The sequence below is a fragment of the Rhodococcus olei genome (assembly GCF_039540555.1).
Lineage (GTDB): Bacteria > Actinomycetota > Actinomycetes > Mycobacteriales > Mycobacteriaceae > Rhodococcus_G > Rhodococcus_G olei.
This window is the reverse complement of the sequence record NZ_BAABFB010000059.1, coordinates 64,394-84,179: the sequence shown is the minus strand read 5'-3', so window position 1 is coordinate 84,179 and position 19,786 is coordinate 64,394. Positions and strand designations below refer to the sequence as shown.

Below are 19,786 nucleotides of genomic sequence, written 5' to 3'. Positions count from 1 at the left end.
ACTGGCACTGGTGGCGGCCGCACTCGTCCTGCCGACCGCCGCAGGGCTGACGACCGTCGCCGCGGCGTCCGCCGAGCCGACGACCACCACGAGCGCCACCACCACGACCGCGCCGACGACGACCGCCAACGAGACGCTGGCCCCGGTCACCAAGAAGCCGGCCGCGGCCGCGACCACGACGACGAAGTCGGCGGCGCCGACCACGACCACCACCGTTGCGCCGACCACCACCACGAGCGCCACCACGACGACCACGGTGGCGCCGCCCCCGCCTGCGGCGGCTCCGGCCGTGATCTCCGCGCGGTCGGCGGCGGCCCCGAACCGGTCGATCCCGGGTGTCTCGAAGGTGCAGTGGATCACCGACCGCCGTGTCGCGCTCTGGGTCGACTCGCCGGCGATGGGTGCGCCGTTCCAGGTCCAGGTCATGCTGGCGCGGGACTGGAACGCCAAGCCCGACGCGCGGTTCCCGGCGCTGTACATGCTCGACGGCCTGCGGGCGCGTGACGACGAGAGCGGCTGGACGATCGAGACCGACGCCGCGAACTTCTACGCGGACAAGAACGTCAACGTGATCCTGCCGGTCGGCGGCCAGTCCAGCTTCTACTCCGACTGGCTCGAGCCGGACAACGGCAAGCTCTACCAGCTCGAGACGTTCCTGACGAAGGAACTGCCGCCGGTGCTGCAGAACAGCCTGCGCACGACCGACACGCGCGGTGTGATCGGCCTGTCGATGGGCGGCACCTCGGCGATGTTCCTCGCCGCCCGCAATCCCGGCTTCTTCAAGTTCGCGGGCTCGTTCTCCGGTTACCTGAGCACCACGTCGCTCGGCATGCCGCAGGCGCTGCAGTACGCGATGCAGGACGCCGGTGGCTACAACGTCAGCAAGATGTGGGGTCCGCCGAGCAACCCGCTCTGGGCCGCCCACGACCCGTACATCCAGGCCGAGAACCTCAAGGGGACCAGCCTGTACATCTCCAGCGGCAGCGGCATGGCCGGCCCGTACGACCAGGTGTCCGGCATTCCCGGCGTCTCGACCAACTACGCCGGCATGGGCCTCGAGATCCTGTCGCGGCTGACGTCGCAGTCGTTCGCGACGAAGCTGAACAAGCTCGGCATTCCGGCGCAGGTCAACTACCGGCCGTCCGGCACGCACTCCTGGCCGTACTGGCAGTTCGAGATGCACCAGGCGTGGCCGCAGGTCGCCAACGCTCTCGGTGTCGAGACCGCCGCGCCGGCCTGCGGGGTCGGCGGTGCGATCGCGCCGGTCGCGAACGCGAACCCGTGGCTCGGCGGGTGCGTCACCGGTGAGTACCCCGTCGCCGGCGGCGTCGCCCAGGACTTCCGCAACGGCCGGATCTTCAACTCGGGCGCGACCGGCACGCAGGTGCTGACCGGCATGATCGGCGGCGAGTACCAGGCGATGGGTGGCCCCGCGGGTCCGCTCGGCCTGCCCGTCACCAGCGAGCTCGGCACGCCCGACGGTCGCGGCCGGTTCAACCACTTCCAGGCCGGCTCGATCTACTGGACCCCGCAGTCCGGTGCGCACGCCGTGCGCGGCGCGATCCGCGACGAGTGGGCACGCCAGGGCTGGGAGACCGGGCCCCTCGGCTACCCGGTCGGCGACGAGATCAACACGCCGACCAAGGACGGCGCCGTGCAGGGCTTCGAGATCGGTGCCATGTACTGGAGCCCGACCACCGGAGCGAACTCGGTGCAGGGCCTGATCATGCAGAAGTACGGGCAGATGGGCTACGAGAACAGCTGGCTCGGCTTCCCGAAGGCCAGTGAGCAGGGGCCGATCCGCGACGGTGGCCGCTTCAGCGTGTTCCAGAACGGCAACATCTACTGGAGCCCGCTCAGCGGTGCCTGGTCGATCAAGAACGGCCCGATCTTCGACGCGTGGGGCAGCCAGGGCTACGAGGGTGGACGCCTCGGGTACCCGGTCGGTGACGAACGTCCCATTCCGGGCGGAACCCAGCAGGACTTCCAGTTCGGCAACATCACGCTGATCGGTGGAAACGCTCAGATTCACTAGCGCCCACCAGCGGGATCGTCGCGGCGGGCCGGGTTCGCGGTGCGGACCCGGCCCGCCGGGCGTCGGTACCCTCGACAGCGATCACCCAGTCGTGGCGGCAGGCACCGCCGATCACCGAAGAGGACTGTGACGTACATGCTCTCTCCCCGTACCCCGCTCGTCCGGGCGTTGGCCGCCGGCGCGTTCGCGGCCGTCTCGCTCGGCGTCCTCGCCGGCTGCGGTAGCGACGACTCGACGGCGTCGAGCACCCCGACGCTCACCACCGCGGCCGGTTCGGGTTCGCCCACGGTGCCGCCGCTCGCGACCGGCATCGAGGTCCCGGCGTACACGACCCCGTCGGTCGCGGCGACCGCGCCGCCGGAGACCCCGCAGGCGGTCCCGAGCGGCTTCCCCGGTCCGACCGAGGCACCGGCCCTCGACGACCGCGGGCGGGCGTACCTGGAGGCTCTGAAGAAGGGCGGCGTCACTCCGGCCGACAGCGGCGACATCGCGATCTCGACCGCGAACTACATCTGCGCCGCGAAGGCGAGCAACGTCGCGAACGAGGAGATCCTCGCGTACGTGACCGGCATGGCCGGGGTCGAGGCGGGTCTGACCGGGGCGACGCCGTCGCCCGAGGACGCCGCGAAGTCCGCACAGGTGTACATCGACGCCGCGTCGAAGACCTACTGCAGGTAACCGATGGCTGCGCGCAAGGCCCGCGGGCGTCGCCTGCTGCGGACGCTGATCGTCCTGATCGTCGCGCTGCTGGTCGCGCTGGTCGCGCTGGCGCTCTGGTACCTGCTCGCGGGCCGGCTGGTCCCGCCTCCGCCCACCCCGCCGCCTCCGACGCCGCCGGCCGCGCAGCCCGCGAGCTGCCCCGACGTGCAGGTGATCGCGATTCCCGGCACCTGGGAGTCGAGTGCGACCGACGACCCGTTCAACCCGACGGCGAACCCGAACTCGCTGATGCTCAACGTCACGAGGCCGCTGCAGGCCGAGTTCGGTCCGCAGCGTGCGCAGGTGTACACGGTGCCCTACGTCGCGCAGTTCTCGAACCCGGTGGCGTTCCCGCCGGACGGTCAGCAGTCGTACAACAAGAGCCGGTCGGAGGGCACCGCGAAGGCGACCGAGGTGATGTCGTCGATGCACGCCCAGTGCCCGCTGACGACGTTCGTGCTGACGGGGTTCTCACAGGGGGCGGTGATCGCCGGTGACATCGCCGCGAGCATCGGCGCCGGGACCGGGCCCGTCCCGGCCGACCGCGTGCTCGGTGTCGGCGTGATCGCGGACGGCCGCCGCGACCCGGCGGCCGCGCCGACGATCGGCCCGCCGGTGTCCGGGGTCGGGGCGGAGGTCGCGCTGGCCGGGCTGAAGCTGCCGGGTATCACGATGACGGGGGCGCGGCCCGGAGGGTTCGGGTCGCTCGCCGACCGAGCGGTACAGATCTGTGCCCCGTCGGACGGAATCTGTGACGCGCCGACGGGCGCGTTGCGGCCGGGGAACCTGATGGCCAGCGCCGCCCGGCTCACCGAGTACGTCAACAACCCTGTGCATGCGCTGTACAACACCTTCCGGGTCGATGAAAACGGCACCACAGCGACCCAGTGGATGACAAACTGGGCCGCCGACAAGGTTCGGGCCGCGCCAACCCCTGCACACGAGTAGGGGACTCCCTGTGCATGAATAGGGGGTGGTCACGCGCACCCGATAGAGTGACCACCCGGCCACTTGCTGTACTGCACTGCCCAGGTTCAGGAGAAATGATTCGATGAGTTCCGCCGCCGACGCCGCCGCGCCGCGCAAGTTCCGGTTCGCAGCTGGTGGCGAGGGCAACGCCGACGAGGGCGGTGCCCGGCGTTTCGTCAAGCTGGCCCAGAAGGCCGAGGAACTCGGGTACGACACCTTCATGATTCCCGACCACCTGGGCAACCAAGTCGGCCCGATCGCCGCGCTGGGTGCCCTCGCCGTCGCCACCGAGAAGATCCGACTCGGGACGGCGGTGCTGGCCAACGGTTTTCGGCATCCGGCGATCCTGGCGAAGGACGCCGCCACCATCGACGTGCTGTCCGGGGGCCGACTGGAACTGGGCATCGGCGCCGGGTGGATGAAGGAAGAGTTCGACAAGGCCGGCATCGAGTACGACCGCCCGGCCGTCCGGATCGCCAAGCTCGAGGAGACCCTGCAGATCCTGGACACGCTGTTGCGCGGTCAGGAGTGCAACTTCGAGGGCCAGTACTACCGGATCGCGGGACTCAAGGGCAGTCCCCGTCCCCGACAGGGCCCGCGGCCGCCGATCGCGGTCGGCGGCGGCGGACCGAAGATGCTCGCCCTGGCCGCCAAGTACGCGGACATCATCTCCGTCGCCCCGCCCACCAGCAAGGACGGACGGATGCTGTTCTCCGGGATCACGATGGAGGCGACCGCAGCGCGGGTCGAGCGGATCCGGGAGGCGGCCGGTGACCGGTTCGGCGACATCGAGCTGAACTGGACCATCACCACCATCATGCCGACCGAGGACCGGGAGGCCATGGCGGAGATGGCGGTCGCCGCACTGCTCAACGGGTATCCCCCGAACATCGAGCTGGACGTCACTCCGACCGTGGAGGACATCCTCAGGTCGCCCTACCTGGCGATCGGCACCTACGAGGAGATCGCCGATCAGATCCGTAACGTTCGCGCCCGAACTTCGATGTCCTATGTCGGCATCTTTCCGACCCAGATGGAAGCGTTCGCGCCGGTCGTCGCCCAGCTCGCGGGCGAATGAGCGGACGAGTGTCTGTAACATTCTGTTGGTTTGGGGTGCGAAGGGGTCCGTTACCAAGACGAGACCTCACTATTGCTACTAGACATTGTTTGCATGATCCCTCGCTGCCGCAGGGGACGAAGCCCGACGGTGCGCGATCCTGGCATCACGGGCTTGCCTTGGAGGAGAAGGTATGAAGAACTTCGATGACTACGTCGACGAGACCGGCCACATCACGCTGAGGCCCGGCAGCACTCTCGTCGACTACGTCGAGCAGCACACTCGGGAGAACGCCGACGAGCTGGCATACCGATACATCGACTACTCCCGCGAGCGCGACGGCGAGGTGCACGAGCTGACGTGGAACACCTTCGGTGTCCGTCTGCGTGCCGTCGCCGCGCGTCTGCAGCAGGTCACCAAACCGGGGGACCGGGTCGCGGTGCTCGCCCCGCAGGGCCTCGACTACGTCATCTCGTTCTTCGCCGCGATCCACGCGGGCACCATCGCCGTGCCGCTGTTCGATCCGGACGAGCCGGGCCACACCGACCGCCTGCACGCGGTCCTCGGCGACTGCGAGCCGGCCGCGATCCTGACCGCGACCGAGTCGGCCGCCGGCGTCCGGCAGCTGTTCCGTTCGCTCCCGGCCGCGCAGCGTCCCCGGATCATCGCGGTCGACGCCATTCCCGACAGCGTCGGCGAGACCTGGGTTGACCCGGCGCCGGACCTCGACGCGATCGCGTACCTGCAGTACACCTCGGGTTCGACCCGGGTGCCCGCGGGTGTCGAGATCACCCACCGCGCGGTGTGCACGAACGCCCTGCAGATGGTCGACGCGATCGGGCTGACCACCGACTCGCGCGGTGTCACCTGGCTGCCGTTGTTCCACGACATGGGCCTGCTCACGGTGATCCTGCCCGCGCTGGGCGGCAAGTACATCACGATCATGAGCCCCCGCGCGTTCGTCCAGCGGCCCTACCGCTGGATCAAGGAGCTCGCCGCCGTCTCGGACGGGGCCGGCACGTTCGCCGCGGCACCGAACTTCGCGTTCGAGCACGCCGCCGCGCGCGGTCTGCCGAAGTCGGGCGACACCCTGGACCTGTCCAACGTGATCGGCCTGATCAACGGCAGCGAGCCGGTCACCACCTCCTCGATGCGCAAGTTCAACGAGGCGTTCGCGCCGTACGGGTTGCCGAAGACCGCGATCAAGCCGTCCTACGGCATGGCCGAGGCCACGCTGTTCGTCTCGACCACCGACCAGGCCGACGAGGCGCGGGTCATCCACGTGGACCGCGACCAGCTGAACCAGGGCCGGATGGTCACGGTCGCCCCGGACGCGCCGGGTGCGATCGCGCAGGTGTCCTGCGGGCACGTCGCCCGCAGCCAGTGGGCGGCGATCGTCGACCCGGAGACCGGCGCCGAGGTCCTCGACGAGCACGTCGGCGAGATCTGGCTGCACGGCAACAACATGGGTCAGGGTTACTGGGGTCGGGCCGACGAGACCGAGCAGACCTTCCAGAACAAGCTCACCGTGCGCCTGCCCGAGGACAGCAAGGCCGAGGGCACCGCCGCCGACGCGAACTGGATGCGGACCGGCGACTACGGCGTGTACGTGGACGGCGAGCTCTACATCACCGGACGCGTCAAGGACCTCGTCATCGTCGACGGCCGCAACCACTACCCGCAGGACCTCGAGTACTCCGCGCAGGAGGCCAGCGCCGCGCTGCGGCCCGGTTTCGTCGCCGCGTTCGCGGTGCCGGCCAACCAGCTGCCCCAGGAGGTCTTCGAGGCCGGTGCGGCCGGGTTGACCTACGACCCGGAGGACGGCTCCGAGCAGCTCGTCGTCGTCGGCGAGCGCGCTCCAGGTGCCGGCAAGGCCGACCCGCAGCCGATCGCGGACGCGGTCCGCGCGGCGATCTCGACCCGGCACGGCGTCACCGCCCGGGACATCCTGCTGGTGCCTGCGGGCTCGATCCCGCGTACCTCCAGCGGCAAGATCGCGCGTCGCGCCTGCAAGGCCGCCTACATCGAGGGCACTCTGCGTGGCGGCCATCAGCAGACCGCGTTCCCGGACAGCGTCTGAGTTCGGCGACAGCGTCCAAGACGAGACCTCCGACGACGAGTAGCGTGGTGCACTGATGGCTGAGACAGAGATGACGGTCGCGCAGCTGCGCGAATGGCTGCGCAACTGGATTGCCGAGGCCACCGGGCAGCCGATCGAACTGATTACGGACGACCGCCCGATGGAGGAGTTCGGGCTGTCCTCCCGCGACGCCGTCGCCCTGTCCGGCGAGATCGAGGAGCTGGTCGGCGTCACGCTGACCGCGACGGTCGCCTACCAGCACCCGACCATCGCCTCGCTGGCCACCCGCATCGTCGAGGGCGAGCCGGAGGTTCCGGCCGCGGCCGACGACGCCGCGTTCTACGCGGCCCGCGACACGTCGCAGTCGCACGACGTCGCGATCGTGGGTCTGGCGTCCCGCTTCCCCGGCACCGGCCACACCCCGGAGGAGATGTGGCGGCTGCTGATCGAGGGCCGGGACGCGGTCACCGACCTGCCCGAGGGCCGCTGGTCCGAGTTCATGGCCGACCCGCAGATCGCGGACGCGATCGCCAAGGCCAACACCAAGGGCGGCTACCTCGGTGACGTGAAGGGCTTCGACGCCGAGTTCTTCGCGATGTCGCCGCTCGAGGTCCGCAACGTCGACCCGCAGCAGCGGCTCGCGCTGGAGCTGACCTGGGAGGCGCTCGAGCACGCCCGTATCCCGGCCAACGGTCTCAAGGGTGAGCAGGTCGGCGTGTTCATCGGCACCTCGACCAACGACTACCAGCTGCTCGCGGTCAGCGACCCGGTGCACGCGCACCCGTACGCGATCACCGGCACCTCCACCGCGATCGTCGCGAACCGGGTGTCCTACTTCTACGACTTCCGCGGACCGTCCGTCGCGATGGACACCGCCTGCTCGTCGTCGCTGGTGGCGGTGCACCAGGCGGTCCGGTCGCTGCGCACCGGCGAGTCCGACCTCGCCCTGGCCGGCGGCGTCAACATGCTGGTCGCGCCTGCCGCGACCCTCGGCTTCGACGAGACCGGCGTCCTGACCGCGGACGGCAAGATCAAGGCGTTCTCCTCTGACGCGAACGGCATCGTCCGGTCCGAGGGCGGCGGCCTGGTCGTCCTCAAGCGGCTCGAGGACGCCGAACGCGACGGCGACACCATTCTCGCGGTCATCGCCGGGTCGGCCGTCAACCAGGACGGGCGCTCCAACGGCCTGGCCGCGCCAAACCCCGACGCGCAGGCGGACGTGCTGCGCAGCGCGTACCGCGACGCGGGCATCGTGCCGTCCGGTGTCGACTACATCGAGGCGCACGGCACCGGCACGATCCTCGGCGACCCGATCGAGGCCGATGCCCTCGGCCGCGTCGTCGGTCGCGGCCGCGAGGCCGACAAGCCGGTGCTGCTCGGCAGCGCGAAGACGAACTTCGGTCACCTCGAGTCCGCGGCCGGCGCCGCCGGCCTGATCAAGGTCGTCCTGGCGATGCAGGAGGACAAACTCCCGCCGTCGCTGAACTACGCCGGCCCGAACCCGTACATCGACTTCGACGGCACCGGGCTGCGGGTCGTCCCGGAGGCCACCGACTGGCCGCGCTACACCGGTCGCGCGGTGGCCGGCGTCTCCGGCTTCGGATTCGGCGGCACCAACGCGCACGTCGTGGTGCGCGAGTACGCGCCGGTGGGTGATTCGCACCCCGATCAGGGTGACGAGCGCGACCAGGCAGCGGAGCAGCTCGACGTCGAAGCGGAGGCCGCCGGCGTCCTCGCCGACGCGGCCGAGTCGATGGGCGTCGAGCCGCTCGTCGCGCCGGAGCCGCAGCGCGACGAGCCGCTGCCGGTGCTGCTGCCGGTGTCGGCGGCGATGCCGTCTCGGCGCCGCCGGGCCGCAGCGGACCTCGCCGACTGGCTCGAGACGGAGGTCGGCAGCACCACGTCGCTCGAGGACCTGGCCCGCACCCTCGCCCGGCGCAACCACGGCCGCTCCCGCGCCGTCGTGCTCGCCCGCACGCACGCCGAGGCCATCGCCGGACTGCGCGCGGTCGCGGCGGGCAAGCCCGGGCAGGGCGTGTTCTCCGCCGATGCCCCGGCAGGCAAGGGCCCGGTGTGGGTGTTCTCCGGATTCGGGTCGCAGCACCGCAAGATGGCCAAGCAGCTGTACCTGAACAACCCCGTGTTCCGCGCCGCCGTCGACGCGGTCGACGAGCTGATCGAGTTCGAGTCCGGCTACAAGATGGCGGACAAGTTCCTGGACGACGCGGTCGACTACGACGTCGAGACGTCCCAGGTCGGCATCTTCACGATCCAGATCGGCCTGGCGGCCGTGCTGCGGCACCACGGTGCCGAGCCGGAAGCCGCCGTCGGACACTCGATGGGCGAGGCCGCGGCGGCGTACGTCACCGGTGGTCTGTCCCTCGAGGACGCGGTCCGTGTCATCACCGCGCGGTCGCGGCTGATGGGCGAGGCCGAATCGACGCTGTCCGGCGACGACATCCGGCTGATGGCGCTCGTCGAGTACAGCGCCGCCGAGATCGAGGCCGTGCTCGGCGACTTCCCGCACCTCGAGGTCTGCGTCTACGCGGCGCCGACCCACACCGTCATCGGCGGCCCGCAGCCCGAGGTCGAGGCGATCGTCGCCCGCGCCGAGGCGGAGGAGAAGCTCGGCCGGATCCTGCAGACCAAGGGCGCCAGCCACACCTCGCAGGTCGATCCGATCCTCGGCGAGCTCGCCGCGGAACTGGCCGGGATCGAGCCGCACCCGCTGACGGTCGGGTTGTTCTCGTCGGTCGACAAGGAGACCCTCTACCGCGCCGGCCACGCCCCGATCCACCCGGTCGAGTACTGGACCAAGGGGATGCGGCACAGCGTGTACTTCACGAACGCGGTGCGGATGGCGGCCGACGCCGGGTACACCACGTTCGTCGAGCTGGCCCCGAACCCGGCGACGCTGATGTCGGTGGCCGCCACCGTCTTCGACGCAGGTGTCCACGACGCCCAGCTGATCCCGACGCTCAAGCGCAAGGAGGACGAGGAGGTCGGCGTCCTCACCGCGCTCGCCCAGCTGTACGTGCACGGACAGCCGGTCGACCTGGCGTCGCTGCTGCCTGCCGGCGGGTACGCGAACCCGCCGCGGACCGCGTTCCTGCGCAAGGAGTACTGGCTCGACACCCAGGTCAGCGCCGGCGGCGCCACCCGGGCCCCGGGTGCGCACGTGTCGCTGCCGGACGGCCGGCACGTCTGGGAGGTCGCGGCATCGGCCGTCACCGACCTGAACGAGCTCGCGACTTCCGCTGCGGCCCAGGTGCTCTCGGACGTGACGCTGACCGCCGCGATCGCCCGCGGTGAGGTGCCGACGTCCGGCACCCTGACGACCACCCTCAACCCGCACCCGGGTGGCGGCTCGGTGCAGGTGCACGCGAAGAGCGGTGCGGACTTCACGCTGCTGCTCGACGCGGTCGTCTCCTCCGGTGAGGCGCTGCCGGAGCCGGTCCTCGCCGCGCCCGCCGCGCGGTCGAGCTCGCCGATGGAGGAGCTGCCCGAGGTCGTCGAATCCTTCGGCGACAGATGGGATCCGAACGGCAGCCAGGCGCTGGAGGACCGTCTCGCACTGATCGTCGCCGAGTCGATGGGCTACGCGGTCGAGGACCTGCCCGGCGAGATCCCGCTGATCGAACTGGGACTCGACTCGCTGATGGCGGTGCGGATCAAGAACCGCGTCGAGTACGAGTTCGACATCCCGCAGCTGCAGCTGTCCGCGGTCAAGGACGCGAGCCTGCACGACGTCGCGAAGTACCTCCGGTACGCGGTCGACAACCGCGAGGAGGTGGCGGCTCTCGCCGCGCAGCAGCAGGCCGAGAAGGACGCCGAGAATGCTTCCGCCGCACTTGATTCCGGGCTCGCGGACGAGACGACGAGTCCCGTCGCGGAGGCCGAGCAGATCATCGCGGAGGCCGAGAGCGACGCGTCCGACGGAGGGGTCAACGTCCCGCCGCGTGACGCCGCCGAGCGGCTCACGTTCGCGACCTGGGCGGTGGTGACCGGCAAGTCCGCGAAGGGCATCTTCAACATCCTCCCGGTGCTCGACGACGACACCGCCGAGAAGCTGGCGGCCCGCCTCACCGAACGCGCGGGCGGCGACGTGAGCTTCGACGACGTCCTGGACTGCGAGACCGTCGAGCAGCTCGCGGAAAAGGTGCGCCCGCACCTCGAGGACGAGGGCAAGATCGAGGGCCTCGTGCGCGTCCTGCGTGCTCGTCCCGAAGGTTCCACTGCCGTACCGGTTTTCGTGTTCCATCCGGCCGGCGGGTCCACGGTCGCCTACGAGCCGCTGCTGCGCCGGCTGCCCGAGGGCACCCCGATGTACGGCCTCGAACGCACAGAGGGGCCGCTCGAGGTGCGGGCCCGCGAGTACCTGCCGCTGCTCGAGGGGATCCAGGGCGACGGACCGTACGTGCTCTACGGCTGGTCGCTCGGCGGAGCCCTGTCCTACGCGGTGGGCCGGATGCTGCGCGAGCGCGGCAAGGACGTGCGCATCGTCGGCCTGATCGACACCGTGATGGCGGGCGAGGAGGTCGAGGACACGCCCGAGGAGATCCGCAAGCGCTGGCAGCGGTACGCGGCGTTCGCGAAGAAGACGTACAACGTCGACGCGCCGTTGCCGTACGACCTGCTCGCCGCCGCCGAGTCCGACGAGGAGCAGATCGAGCTCCTGATGGACCTGCTCAAGGTGAGCGGCGCGAAGATCCCGGGCGGGATCATCGAGCACCAGCGCACCTCGTGGCTGGACAACCGGGCACTGCAGACCGTCCGGCCCGAGACCTACGACGGCGACGTCGTGCTGTACATGGCCGACCGCTACCACGACGACGCCATCGCCCTGGAACCGGCGTTCGGGACGCGGACCGCCGACGGCGGCTGGGGCAAGGTCGCCAAGAACCTGGAGATCATCCACGTCGGCGGCGATCACATCCAGATCGTCGACGAACCGTACATCGCCAAGGTCGGGGCCGATCTGACCACGAGGCTGGCCGCAATCGAATCCGAGAACCGGAGTAACTGAGTGAGCACCACCACCGCCGAGAAGCTCGCCGAACTGCGCGAGAAGCTCGAGCAGTCGAAGGCGCCGGGGGCGCCGAAGGCCATCGCCCGGCGCAAGGAGAAGGGCCTGCCGACGCCGCGCGAGCGCATCGACATGCTGCTCGACCCCGGCACCTTCGTCGAGACCGGGCAACTCGCCCGGCAGCCCGGTGACCCGTCGAACCCGTACGGCGACGGCGTCGTCACCGGCCACGGTCTCGTCGACGGTCGTCCCGTCGCGGTGTTCGCGCACGACCAGACGGTGTTCGGCGGCGCCGCCGGCGAGATGTTCGGCCGCAAGGTCGCCGCGATCATGGACTTCGCGATCAAGATCGGGTGCCCCGTCGTCGGCATCAACGAGTCCGCGGGCGCACGCATCCAGGACGCCGTGACCTCACTGGCGTGGTACGCCGAGATGGGCCGGCGCCAGGAGCCGCTGTCGGGGATGTGCCCGCAGATCTCGATCATCCTGGGCAAGTGCGCCGGTGGCGCGGTGTACGCGCCGATCAACACCGACGTCGTGATCGCCACCGAAGAGTCGTACATGTTCGTCACCGGCCCCGACGTCATCAAGTCGGTGACCGGCGAGGAGGTCAGCCTCGACGAACTCGGTGGCGCCCGGAACCAGGCCAGGTACGGCAACGTGCACCACGTGGCGGCCGACGAGAAGGCCGCGTTCGCATGGGCGCGTGAATATTTGAGCTACATGCCGTCCAGCTGCACCGAGAAGCCGCCGATCATCAACCCGGGTCTGGAACCGGAGATCACCGAGGACGACCTCTCGCTCGACACGTTCATGCCGGATGCCGACAACGCCGGCTACGACATGCACGACATCCTGCTCAAGATCTTCGACGACGGCGACTTCCTCGAGGTCCGCGGCGAGACGGCGCAGAACATCATCACCGGCTACGCCCGCGTCGACGGTCGCCCGGTCGGTGTGGTCGCGAACCAGCCGCTGTACCTGTCGGGTGCGCTCGACGCCGACGCGTCGGACAAGGCCGCGCACTTCGTGCGCGTCTGCAACGCGTACGACATCCCGCTGGTGTTCGTCGTCGACACCCCCGGCTTCCTCGTCGGCGTGGATCAGGAGAAGGTCGGCGTGATCAAGCGCGGCGGCCGCTTCCTGTTCTCGTACGTCGAGGCGACCGTCCCGAAGGTCACCGTCGTGGTCCGCAAGTCGTACGGCGGCGGGTACGCGGTGATGGGCTCCAAGCAGCTCGGCGCCGACGTCAACTTCGCGTGGCCGACCGCGCGCATCGCCGTGATGGGCGCCGAGGGCGCCGTCAACATCATCGGCCGCCGCCAGATCGAGGCCGCAGGCGACAACGCCGCTGCGGTGCGTGCGCAGCTCATCAACTTCTACAACGAGCACGTCGCGACCCCGTACATCGCGGCCGAGCGCGGCTACATCGACGCCGTCATCGACCCGTCGGCCACCCGCCTCGAGATCCGCAAGGCCCTGACGCTGCTCCGGGACAAGAAGATCTACAAGAACCCCCGCAAGCACCACCTGCTCCCGTTCTGACCCAACCCCCGCCTTCCCGAATGGCCCGTTCATTCAGTTGAACCGAGTGAGTGGGCCATTCGGGAAACGGGGCGGGGACCGTGCCGGTCAGACCATTGCGACGTCGTCGACACCGCCGCGCAGTTCGCGAAGCACCGACCGGGGCAGTGCCGAGCCGTGGCTCGATCTTCGGCCGACTCGATGGGCCGACAGCTCCACCGAGGTGTCGCGCCGCGGGACGGCGCTCGTGAGCAGGAGATGGTCGTCGCCTCCCCGCCGCGACGACGCCGCGTGCTGCGGCGTCAACGGTTCGAGGCGGACGTGCCTTTCTCCGGACTCGGTGTGTCGCACCAGGGTCCGGTCATCGGCTGCTCGCTTCGGTGATCGCGACGGGTGGCGTCTCGGTGGTCGCGATCGGGGAGGCGCCCCTCCGGTCGGATCGGAGGAACAGGACGAAGAACACGACGAGCAGGGCGGCGCGGCCCCACACGCCGAACTCGACGAACAGTTTCTCGGTGGACGCGTCGGAGCCGGCGCCGAGTGCGGCGAAGTAGCGGAACACCCCGACACCCATCGACAGATCGGCGAGCAGGTAGCCGCCGATCAGCGTCCACGGCACCCGGAGCAGCACGAAGAACGGGATCAGCCACAGCGTGTACTGCGGCGAATGCACCTTGTGCAGCAACAGGAATCCGCACAGCATCGCCGCGCAGACCGGCAGCCACGGGTAGGTGCCCTCGCGCCGGTAGCGTCGCCACCCCCACCACAGCGCGAGCGTGAACGCGGCCACGATCAACAGCGGCGAGGCGACCGAGACGAACCGGGCGTAGTCGCTGTGCGGGCCGTCGACCGACGTGAACCACGGGCGAACTCCCCAGAACCACACGGAGTTCGTCGTGATGTCCGCCTCCCGGTCGGACTGGAACTCGAACGAGGCGAGCCAGCCCCGCCACCCGAGCACCGCGAACGGCAGGTTGATCGCGACCGTCGTGGCCACCGCGGCCGCGGCGACCGCCACCGCGCCCTTGGGGTCGTAGCGCCCCGAGACCGTCGGCGGCAGTTCGCGCCCGCCGAGCCCGCCGGTGAACACGTAGGCGGCCAACGGAAGCACGAACGCCCCCGGATAGACCTTCAGGCACACCCCGACCGCCAGCAGCACCGCGGCCGCGATCCCCCGCGCCCGCAGCGGCACCCGGTCGAAGCGGGCGACGACGAAGATCGCCGCGGTCGCCGCGGCCACCACGGGGAGTTCCCAGTTGTGGAAGGCGTAGAGCACCAGCGGCGGCCCCGCCGACCACAGCAACGCCGGCCAGCCCGCGAGCCGGCCGAGCATCCACGCGGTCGCCAGCGCGAACGGCGTCAGGATCAGCGCGGAGTGCATCAGGAAGGCGGCGTCGGTGTGCGACCCGATCCCGCCGAGCCACATCAGCAGGCCACTGAGCACCGGGTACTCGACGGTGCCGCCGACCAGGGTGCCGGCGTCGGTGATGCCGCCGGTCAGGTACGGGAAGACGTGATTGTCGATCTCGCGGCCGATCCACAGGAACTGGATGTCGGAGTAGCAGACGGACGAGTCCTTGATCCGGTCGAAGACCAGGCTGCGTCCCAGTCCGTCGAACGGGGCGCCCGCGCAGCGCGCCTTGTTCAGATAGGCCAGGGCCAGCGTCAGGCCGCACACCAGGGTCACGACGACGGTCGTGACGGTGCTCGCGCGCGCCGGTGTCCGCATGCGCCCCACCCTAGGGGTGTCGCGGCCGGGGGTGCGATTTCGCAGGTCAGGAGCCCCTCATGTACCCTGCAAAGGTTGCTGACGCAACGACCCTCCTGTCACGGATCGTCCGTGACCGTTTCACAGTCCATAGGAGGTGATGAGGTCTTATGCGTCATTACGAACTGATGGTCATTCTCGACCCCAGCCTGGACGAGCGCACCGTCGCCCCGTCGCTGGATACGTTCCTCAATGTTGTTCGCCAGGATGGCGGCTCCGTCGACAACGTCGACGTCTGGGGTAAGCGTCGTCTCGCCTACGAGATCGCCAAGCACAGCGAAGGCATCTACGCGGTGATCGACATCAAGGCCACCCCGGCCACCGTGAACGAGCTGGATCGCCAGCTCGGCCTGAACGAGTCGGTGCTCCGCACCAAGGTTCTGCGCCACAACAAGTGATCCCTGTCCGCGTCGAGCCGCGACGGGTGTCGTAGTGACGCCCTAGGCTCGGGGCAACTGGATTCCACACACTGCAGGAGGAACCACATGGCAGGCGACACCGTGATCACCGTCGTCGGGAACCTGACGGCCGATCCCGAGCTCCGCTTCACCCCGGCGGGTGCCGCGGTCGCGAACTTCACCGTCGCGTCCACGCCCCGCACGTTCGACCGCCAGAGCAACGAGTGGAAGGACGGCGAAGCGCTGTTCCTCCGCTGCAACATCTGGCGTGAGGCAGCGGAGAACGTCGCGGAATCGCTGACTCGCGGTTCGCGGGTGATTGTGCAGGGCCGGCTCAAGCAGCGGTCCTACGAGACCCGTGAGGGCGAGAAGCGCACTGTCGTGGAGCTCGAGGTCGACGAGATCGGCCCCTCGCTCCGCTACGCCACGGCCAAGGTGAACAAGGCCAACCGCGGCGGAGGCGGCGGGGGCGGGTTCGGTTCCTCGGGCGGCTCGGGCGGTGGACGCCCGGCGGCCGGTCCGGCCGACGACCCGTGGGGCAGCGCCCCGCAGGCGTCCGGTTCCTTCGGTGGCGGTGGAAACGACGAACCGCCGTTCTGATCCCCCTGGGATCGGACGCGAACGAACATTGAGAAGTACGGAGAAGGACAATGCCGAAGCCGCCGCTGCGCGACAAGGTGATGAAGAAGAAGGTCTGCACCTTCTGCAAGGAAAAGAACGTGCAGATCGACTACAAGGACACGACGCTGCTGCGTAAGTACGTCAGCGACCGCGGCAAGATCCGCGCGCGCCGTGTCACGGGCAACTGCGTCCAGCACCAGCGGGACGTCGCGGTTGCCGTGAAGAACTCGCGTGAGGTTGCGCTGCTTCCTTACGTCTCTACGGCTCGCTAAGGAAAGGGAGGGAAGACATGAAGCTGATCCTCACCGCTGACGTGGACAACCTCGGTGCGCCCGGCGACACCGTGGAGGTCAAGGACGGCTACGGCCGCAACTACCTGCTGCCCCGCGGCCTGGCGATCGTCGCCACCCGTGGCGCCCAGAAGCAGGTCGAGGGCATCCGTCGTGCCCAGGAGGCCCGCGCGGTGCGCGGCCTGGACCACGCCAAGGAGCTCAAGGCCGCGATCGAGGGCATCGAGGGCATCTCGCTGACCGTCAAGACGGCCGGCGACTCGGGCAAGCTGTTCGGTTCGGTCACGGCCGCCGACGTTGCCGGCGCCATCAAGGCCGCGGGTGGCCCCGTGGTCGACAAGCGGATCGTCGAGCTGCCGAAGGCCCACATCAAGGCCACCGGCAAGCACCTGGTGCTGATCAACCTGCACCCCGACGTGACCGCCAAGTTCCACCTGAACGTGGTCGCCGGCTAGTCCGACACCCGTTCGAGCAGGGCCCCGCAGACTCCGGTCTGCGGGGCCCTGTACTTTGTGTTTCACGCGAAACCGCGACGCGCCGCCACTTGTGATGCAGGCCAAACTGTCGTGACAGAATTGTTATCTGTCACTGTGTGCCATTTCACGTTGCGAATCGACGTGACATGCGCAACACGCCCGGCTCCCCAACTGCGACGACACGCCGCACCTATTTTCACTCACAGCTGTGTGAACGAAAATTTGTGCGTTGACCTGCGCTGTTGGGATGTGTGATCTTCGTTGTCCCCAGGTTGTCCCCAGGTCGTGAACAACTCCGTTCTGGGGATTCCACAATTCATCCACAGCTGTGTACACAACCGGTGTTGAACCGGGCGGCGCGTGTGCCTAACGTCGTCGCGGGCGCGCCGCCACGACCCCGACCAGCCGGCATTTCGGCGGACCTTGTCGGTGGGGACGCGTACACATTTCGTATCGTGTCCACCGCGCGCGCGTGTGCCGTGGGTGGACGCGCCCTTGCGGGAGAGGACGGTTTTCGTGGCGGTTGTCGACGATCGTGGGCACTCGGACTACCCGGAACCGGATGAGCCGCCGCGCGAGGACTTCGGACGCCAGCCCCCGCAGGACATGACCGCCGAGCAGTCCGTGCTCGGTGGCATGCTCCTGAGCAAGGACGCGATCGCGGACGTGCTCGAGAAGCTGCGGCCCGGCGACTTCTACCGTCCCGCCCACCAGAGCGTCTACGACGCGATCCTGGACCTGTACTCGCGCGGTGAGCCCGCCGACCCGGTCACCGTCGCCGCGGAGCTCGAGCGCAAGGGCGAGCTGCGCCGAGTCGGCGGCGCCCCGTACCTGGTGACGCTGACGCAGACCGTCCCCACCGCCGCGAACGCCGGCTACTACGCGGAGATCGTCGCGGAGAAGGCGATCCTGCGGCGCCTCGTCGAGGCCGGTACCCGCATCGTCCAGTTCGGCTACGCCGGCGCCGAGGGCCAGGACGTGGCGGAGGTCGTCGACCGCGCGCAGGCCGAGGTGTACGAGGTCACCGAGCGGCGCACTGTCGAGGACTTCGTCGTCCTCGAGGAGCTGCTGCAGCCCACGATGGACGAGATCGACTCGATCGCCAGCCGGGGCGGCATCTCCCTCGGCGTCCCCACCGGCTTCAGCGAGCTCGACGAGATCACCAACGGCCTGCACCCCGGGCAGATGATCATCGTCGCGGCCCGCCCCGGTGTCGGCAAGTCGACCATTGGAATGGATTTCATGCGGTCGTGCTCGATCAAGCACGGCCTGGCCAGCGTCGTGTTCTCGCTCGAAATGAGCAAGACCGAGATCGTGATGCGTCTGCTGTCGGCGGAGGCGAAGATCAAGCTGTCGGACATGCGCTCCGGCAAGATGACCGACGACGACTGGACGCGGCTGGCGCGGCGGATGAGCGAGATCAGCGAGGCCCCGCTGTTCATCGACGACTCCCCGAACCTGACGATGATGGAGATTCGTGCAAAAGCGCGGCGCCTCAAGCAGAAGCACGACATCAAGCTGATCGTTCTCGACTACCTCCAGCTGATGACGTCCGGCAAGAAGGTCGAGTCCCGGCAGCAGGAGGTCTCCGAGTTCTCCCGGAGCCTGAAGCTGCTGGCGAAGGAGCTCGAGGTGCCGGTGGTCGCGATCTGTCAGCTCAACCGTGGCCCCGAGCAGCGCACCGACAAGCGGCCGCAGGTCTCCGACCTCCGCGAGTCCGGCTCGCTCGAGCAGGACGCCGACATGGTCATGCTCCTGCACCGGCCCGACGCGTTCGAACGCGACGACCCCCGCGGCGGCGAGGCCGACATCATCCTCGGCAAGCACCGCGGCGGACCCACCGCCACGATCACCGTTGCGCACCAGCTGCACTACTCGAGATTCGTCGACATGGCGCGCGGGTAGCACTGTCGATTTGTCGCGACCAGCGGAACGCGCCGCTGGATCAACGAGCTGCATGCATGGAACCCGGGCGGACGTCGTCGGGCTCGACGTTGTGCCCGAACCTTCGGCCGGGAATCATGTCCGAACATGAGCAGCCAGCAGGTACCCGTTGCGGTGCAGTCCCGGTGCTGCGCGCCGCCGGACCATGCGTTCGCGGTGATCGCGCCGATCGACCTCACCCAGATCTTCACCGGCATGGGACCGCTGCCGGCGGTGGTCGGGGTGTCCGGTCAGACCGGGCCGTGGGATACGGTCGGTCGCCAACGGCGTCCACAGCTGTCGGACGGTTCCACGGCCACCGAGCGCCTGACCGCGTACGACCCACCCCACACGTTCGGTTACGAGATCACCGATTTCACCGGGCCGTTGCGGCACATCGTCGAGAAGGTGTCCGGTCAGTGGACCTTCACACCGGACGGGCCCCACTGTCTCGTCCACTGGACCTACACCTTTCACCCCGGACCCGGCCGCGGGCTGGTCGTTCGGCTCGTGGCCGCCCCGCTGTGGCGGCGTTATGCGAGGGCCACACTCGCGCGCGCGGTGGCGCTCGCGGAGCGGTGTTGACAAGCCCACCGACCAGCCGCTTGTCGCCGTGTGGGATCGGATCGACCGTTGACACAGGCGACCGGGACCGAGTCCTCACCCACCTTCGCGATGACGTTCCCGGTCAGACCGGCGACGTGATCCCATGCGGCGGTGGCGGATACGTTCTCGGCGCGCCGCCCGATGACCCCGACCACTGCGGTCTCGACGTGGACTGCACCGTCCGGCGGTGCGACTTCGGTGCGGGGGTCCGTCGCCGATGCGCCGCAACGCCCTCCAGTGGCTGTCGGACCGGCTGAACCTCCAGACCGGATGTGCCGCATGCTGTTACGAGGCGTCGGGGGCTACCGGGTGAT

Annotated in this window: 14 protein-coding genes; 13 read left to right on the top strand and 1 reads right to left on the bottom strand. The window is 69.3% G+C overall.

The features are described 5' to 3' along the window. Nucleotides 1-10 precede the first annotated feature (10 nt). From ABD951_RS18650 to ABD951_RS18620, 7 genes are all read left to right on the top strand, one after another. Nucleotides 11-2,035, top strand: coding sequence for an alpha/beta hydrolase-fold protein (locus tag ABD951_RS18650; RefSeq protein WP_345348281.1), 2,025 nt, complete (start codon nucleotides 11-13; stop codon nucleotides 2,033-2,035). Between the two features lie 135 nt (nucleotides 2,036-2,170). After that, nucleotides 2,171-2,713, top strand: coding sequence for a DUF732 domain-containing protein (locus ABD951_RS18645; RefSeq protein ID WP_345348278.1), 543 nt, complete (start codon nucleotides 2,171-2,173; stop codon nucleotides 2,711-2,713). Between the two features lie 3 nt (nucleotides 2,714-2,716). Then, complete coding sequence (locus ABD951_RS18640) at nucleotides 2,717-3,682, top strand: cutinase family protein (protein WP_345348275.1); 966 nt, start codon at nucleotides 2,717-2,719, stop codon at nucleotides 3,680-3,682. 103 nt (nucleotides 3,683-3,785) lie between these two features. Next, complete coding sequence (locus ABD951_RS18635; protein WP_345348272.1) at nucleotides 3,786-4,781, top strand: LLM class F420-dependent oxidoreductase; 996 nt, start codon at nucleotides 3,786-3,788, stop codon at nucleotides 4,779-4,781. Nucleotides 4,782-4,953: 172 nt separating this feature from the next. Beyond that, a complete protein-coding gene (gene fadD32, locus ABD951_RS18630; RefSeq protein WP_345348269.1) occupies nucleotides 4,954-6,840 on the top strand; it encodes a long-chain-fatty-acid--AMP ligase FadD32 in 1,887 nt (628 codons plus the stop codon). A gap of 70 nt (nucleotides 6,841-6,910) precedes the next feature. Beyond that, the gene (pks13, locus tag ABD951_RS18625; protein WP_345349000.1) at nucleotides 6,911-11,866 is read left to right on the top strand and encodes a polyketide synthase Pks13; all 4,956 of its coding nucleotides are present in this window, start codon (nucleotides 6,911-6,913) and stop codon (nucleotides 11,864-11,866) included. Further along, nucleotides 11,867-13,411 carry an acyl-CoA carboxylase subunit beta gene (locus ABD951_RS18620; protein WP_345348266.1) on the top strand — a complete coding sequence of 515 codons (1,545 nt, stop codon included), beginning with the start codon at nucleotides 11,867-11,869 and terminating at the stop codon, nucleotides 13,409-13,411. It begins immediately after the preceding gene. 340 nt (nucleotides 13,412-13,751) lie between these two features. Here ABD951_RS18620 and ABD951_RS18615 read toward each other — a convergent pair whose 3' ends face one another. Continuing rightward, complete coding sequence (locus ABD951_RS18615; protein ID WP_345348263.1) at nucleotides 13,752-15,119, bottom strand: glycosyltransferase family 87 protein; 1,368 nt, start codon at nucleotides 15,117-15,119, stop codon at nucleotides 13,752-13,754. Between the two features lie 149 nt (nucleotides 15,120-15,268). Here ABD951_RS18615 and rpsF point away from each other — a divergent pair, with 149 nt between their 5' ends. The 6 genes from rpsF to ABD951_RS18585 all read left to right on the top strand — a co-directional run bounded on the left by rpsF (nucleotide 15,269) and on the right by ABD951_RS18585 (nucleotide 19,451). Further along, nucleotides 15,269-15,556, top strand: coding sequence for a 30S ribosomal protein S6 (gene rpsF / locus ABD951_RS18610; RefSeq protein WP_345348260.1), 288 nt, complete (start codon nucleotides 15,269-15,271; stop codon nucleotides 15,554-15,556). Between the two features lie 87 nt (nucleotides 15,557-15,643). Beyond that, nucleotides 15,644-16,156 (top strand): single-stranded DNA-binding protein, encoded by a 513-nt coding sequence (locus ABD951_RS18605; protein ID WP_345348257.1) that lies wholly within the window; start codon nucleotides 15,644-15,646, stop codon nucleotides 16,154-16,156. A gap of 50 nt (nucleotides 16,157-16,206) precedes the next feature. Further along, nucleotides 16,207-16,449: a 30S ribosomal protein S18 gene (gene rpsR / locus ABD951_RS18600; RefSeq protein ID WP_007537290.1), complete on the top strand. Its 243-nt coding sequence runs from the start codon at nucleotides 16,207-16,209 to the stop codon at nucleotides 16,447-16,449. 17 nt (nucleotides 16,450-16,466) lie between these two features. Next, complete coding sequence (rplI, locus tag ABD951_RS18595) at nucleotides 16,467-16,922, top strand: 50S ribosomal protein L9 (protein ID WP_345348249.1); 456 nt, start codon at nucleotides 16,467-16,469, stop codon at nucleotides 16,920-16,922. Between the two features lie 537 nt (nucleotides 16,923-17,459). After that, the gene (gene dnaB, locus ABD951_RS18590; protein WP_345348246.1) at nucleotides 17,460-18,848 is read left to right on the top strand and encodes a replicative DNA helicase; all 1,389 of its coding nucleotides are present in this window, start codon (nucleotides 17,460-17,462) and stop codon (nucleotides 18,846-18,848) included. Nucleotides 18,849-18,974: 126 nt separating this feature from the next. Continuing rightward, a complete protein-coding gene (locus tag ABD951_RS18585) occupies nucleotides 18,975-19,451 on the top strand; it encodes an SRPBCC family protein (RefSeq protein ID WP_345348243.1) in 477 nt (158 codons plus the stop codon). Nucleotides 19,452-19,786: the final 335 nt, after the last annotated feature.

Coding starts and splice junctions, on each gene's coding strand:
- ABD951_RS18645 (WP_345348278.1), top strand. CDS start 2,171: ATGCTCTCTCCCCGTACCCCGCTCGTCCGGGCGTTGGCCGCCGGCGCG.
- ABD951_RS18640 (WP_345348275.1), top strand. CDS start 2,717: ATGGCTGCGCGCAAGGCCCGCGGGCGTCGCCTGCTGCGGACGCTGATC.
- ABD951_RS18635 (WP_345348272.1), top strand. CDS start 3,786: ATGAGTTCCGCCGCCGACGCCGCCGCGCCGCGCAAGTTCCGGTTCGCA.
- fadD32 (WP_345348269.1), top strand. CDS start 4,954: ATGAAGAACTTCGATGACTACGTCGACGAGACCGGCCACATCACGCTG.
- pks13 (WP_345349000.1), top strand. CDS start 6,911: ATGACGGTCGCGCAGCTGCGCGAATGGCTGCGCAACTGGATTGCCGAG.
- ABD951_RS18615 (WP_345348263.1), bottom strand. CDS start 15,119: ATGCGGACACCGGCGCGCGCGAGCACCGTCACGACCGTCGTCGTGACC.
- rpsF (WP_345348260.1), top strand. CDS start 15,269: ATGCGTCATTACGAACTGATGGTCATTCTCGACCCCAGCCTGGACGAG.
- ABD951_RS18605 (WP_345348257.1), top strand. CDS start 15,644: ATGGCAGGCGACACCGTGATCACCGTCGTCGGGAACCTGACGGCCGAT.
- rpsR (WP_007537290.1), top strand. CDS start 16,207: ATGCCGAAGCCGCCGCTGCGCGACAAGGTGATGAAGAAGAAGGTCTGC.
- rplI (WP_345348249.1), top strand. CDS start 16,467: ATGAAGCTGATCCTCACCGCTGACGTGGACAACCTCGGTGCGCCCGGC.
- ABD951_RS18585 (WP_345348243.1), top strand. CDS start 18,975: ATGAGCAGCCAGCAGGTACCCGTTGCGGTGCAGTCCCGGTGCTGCGCG.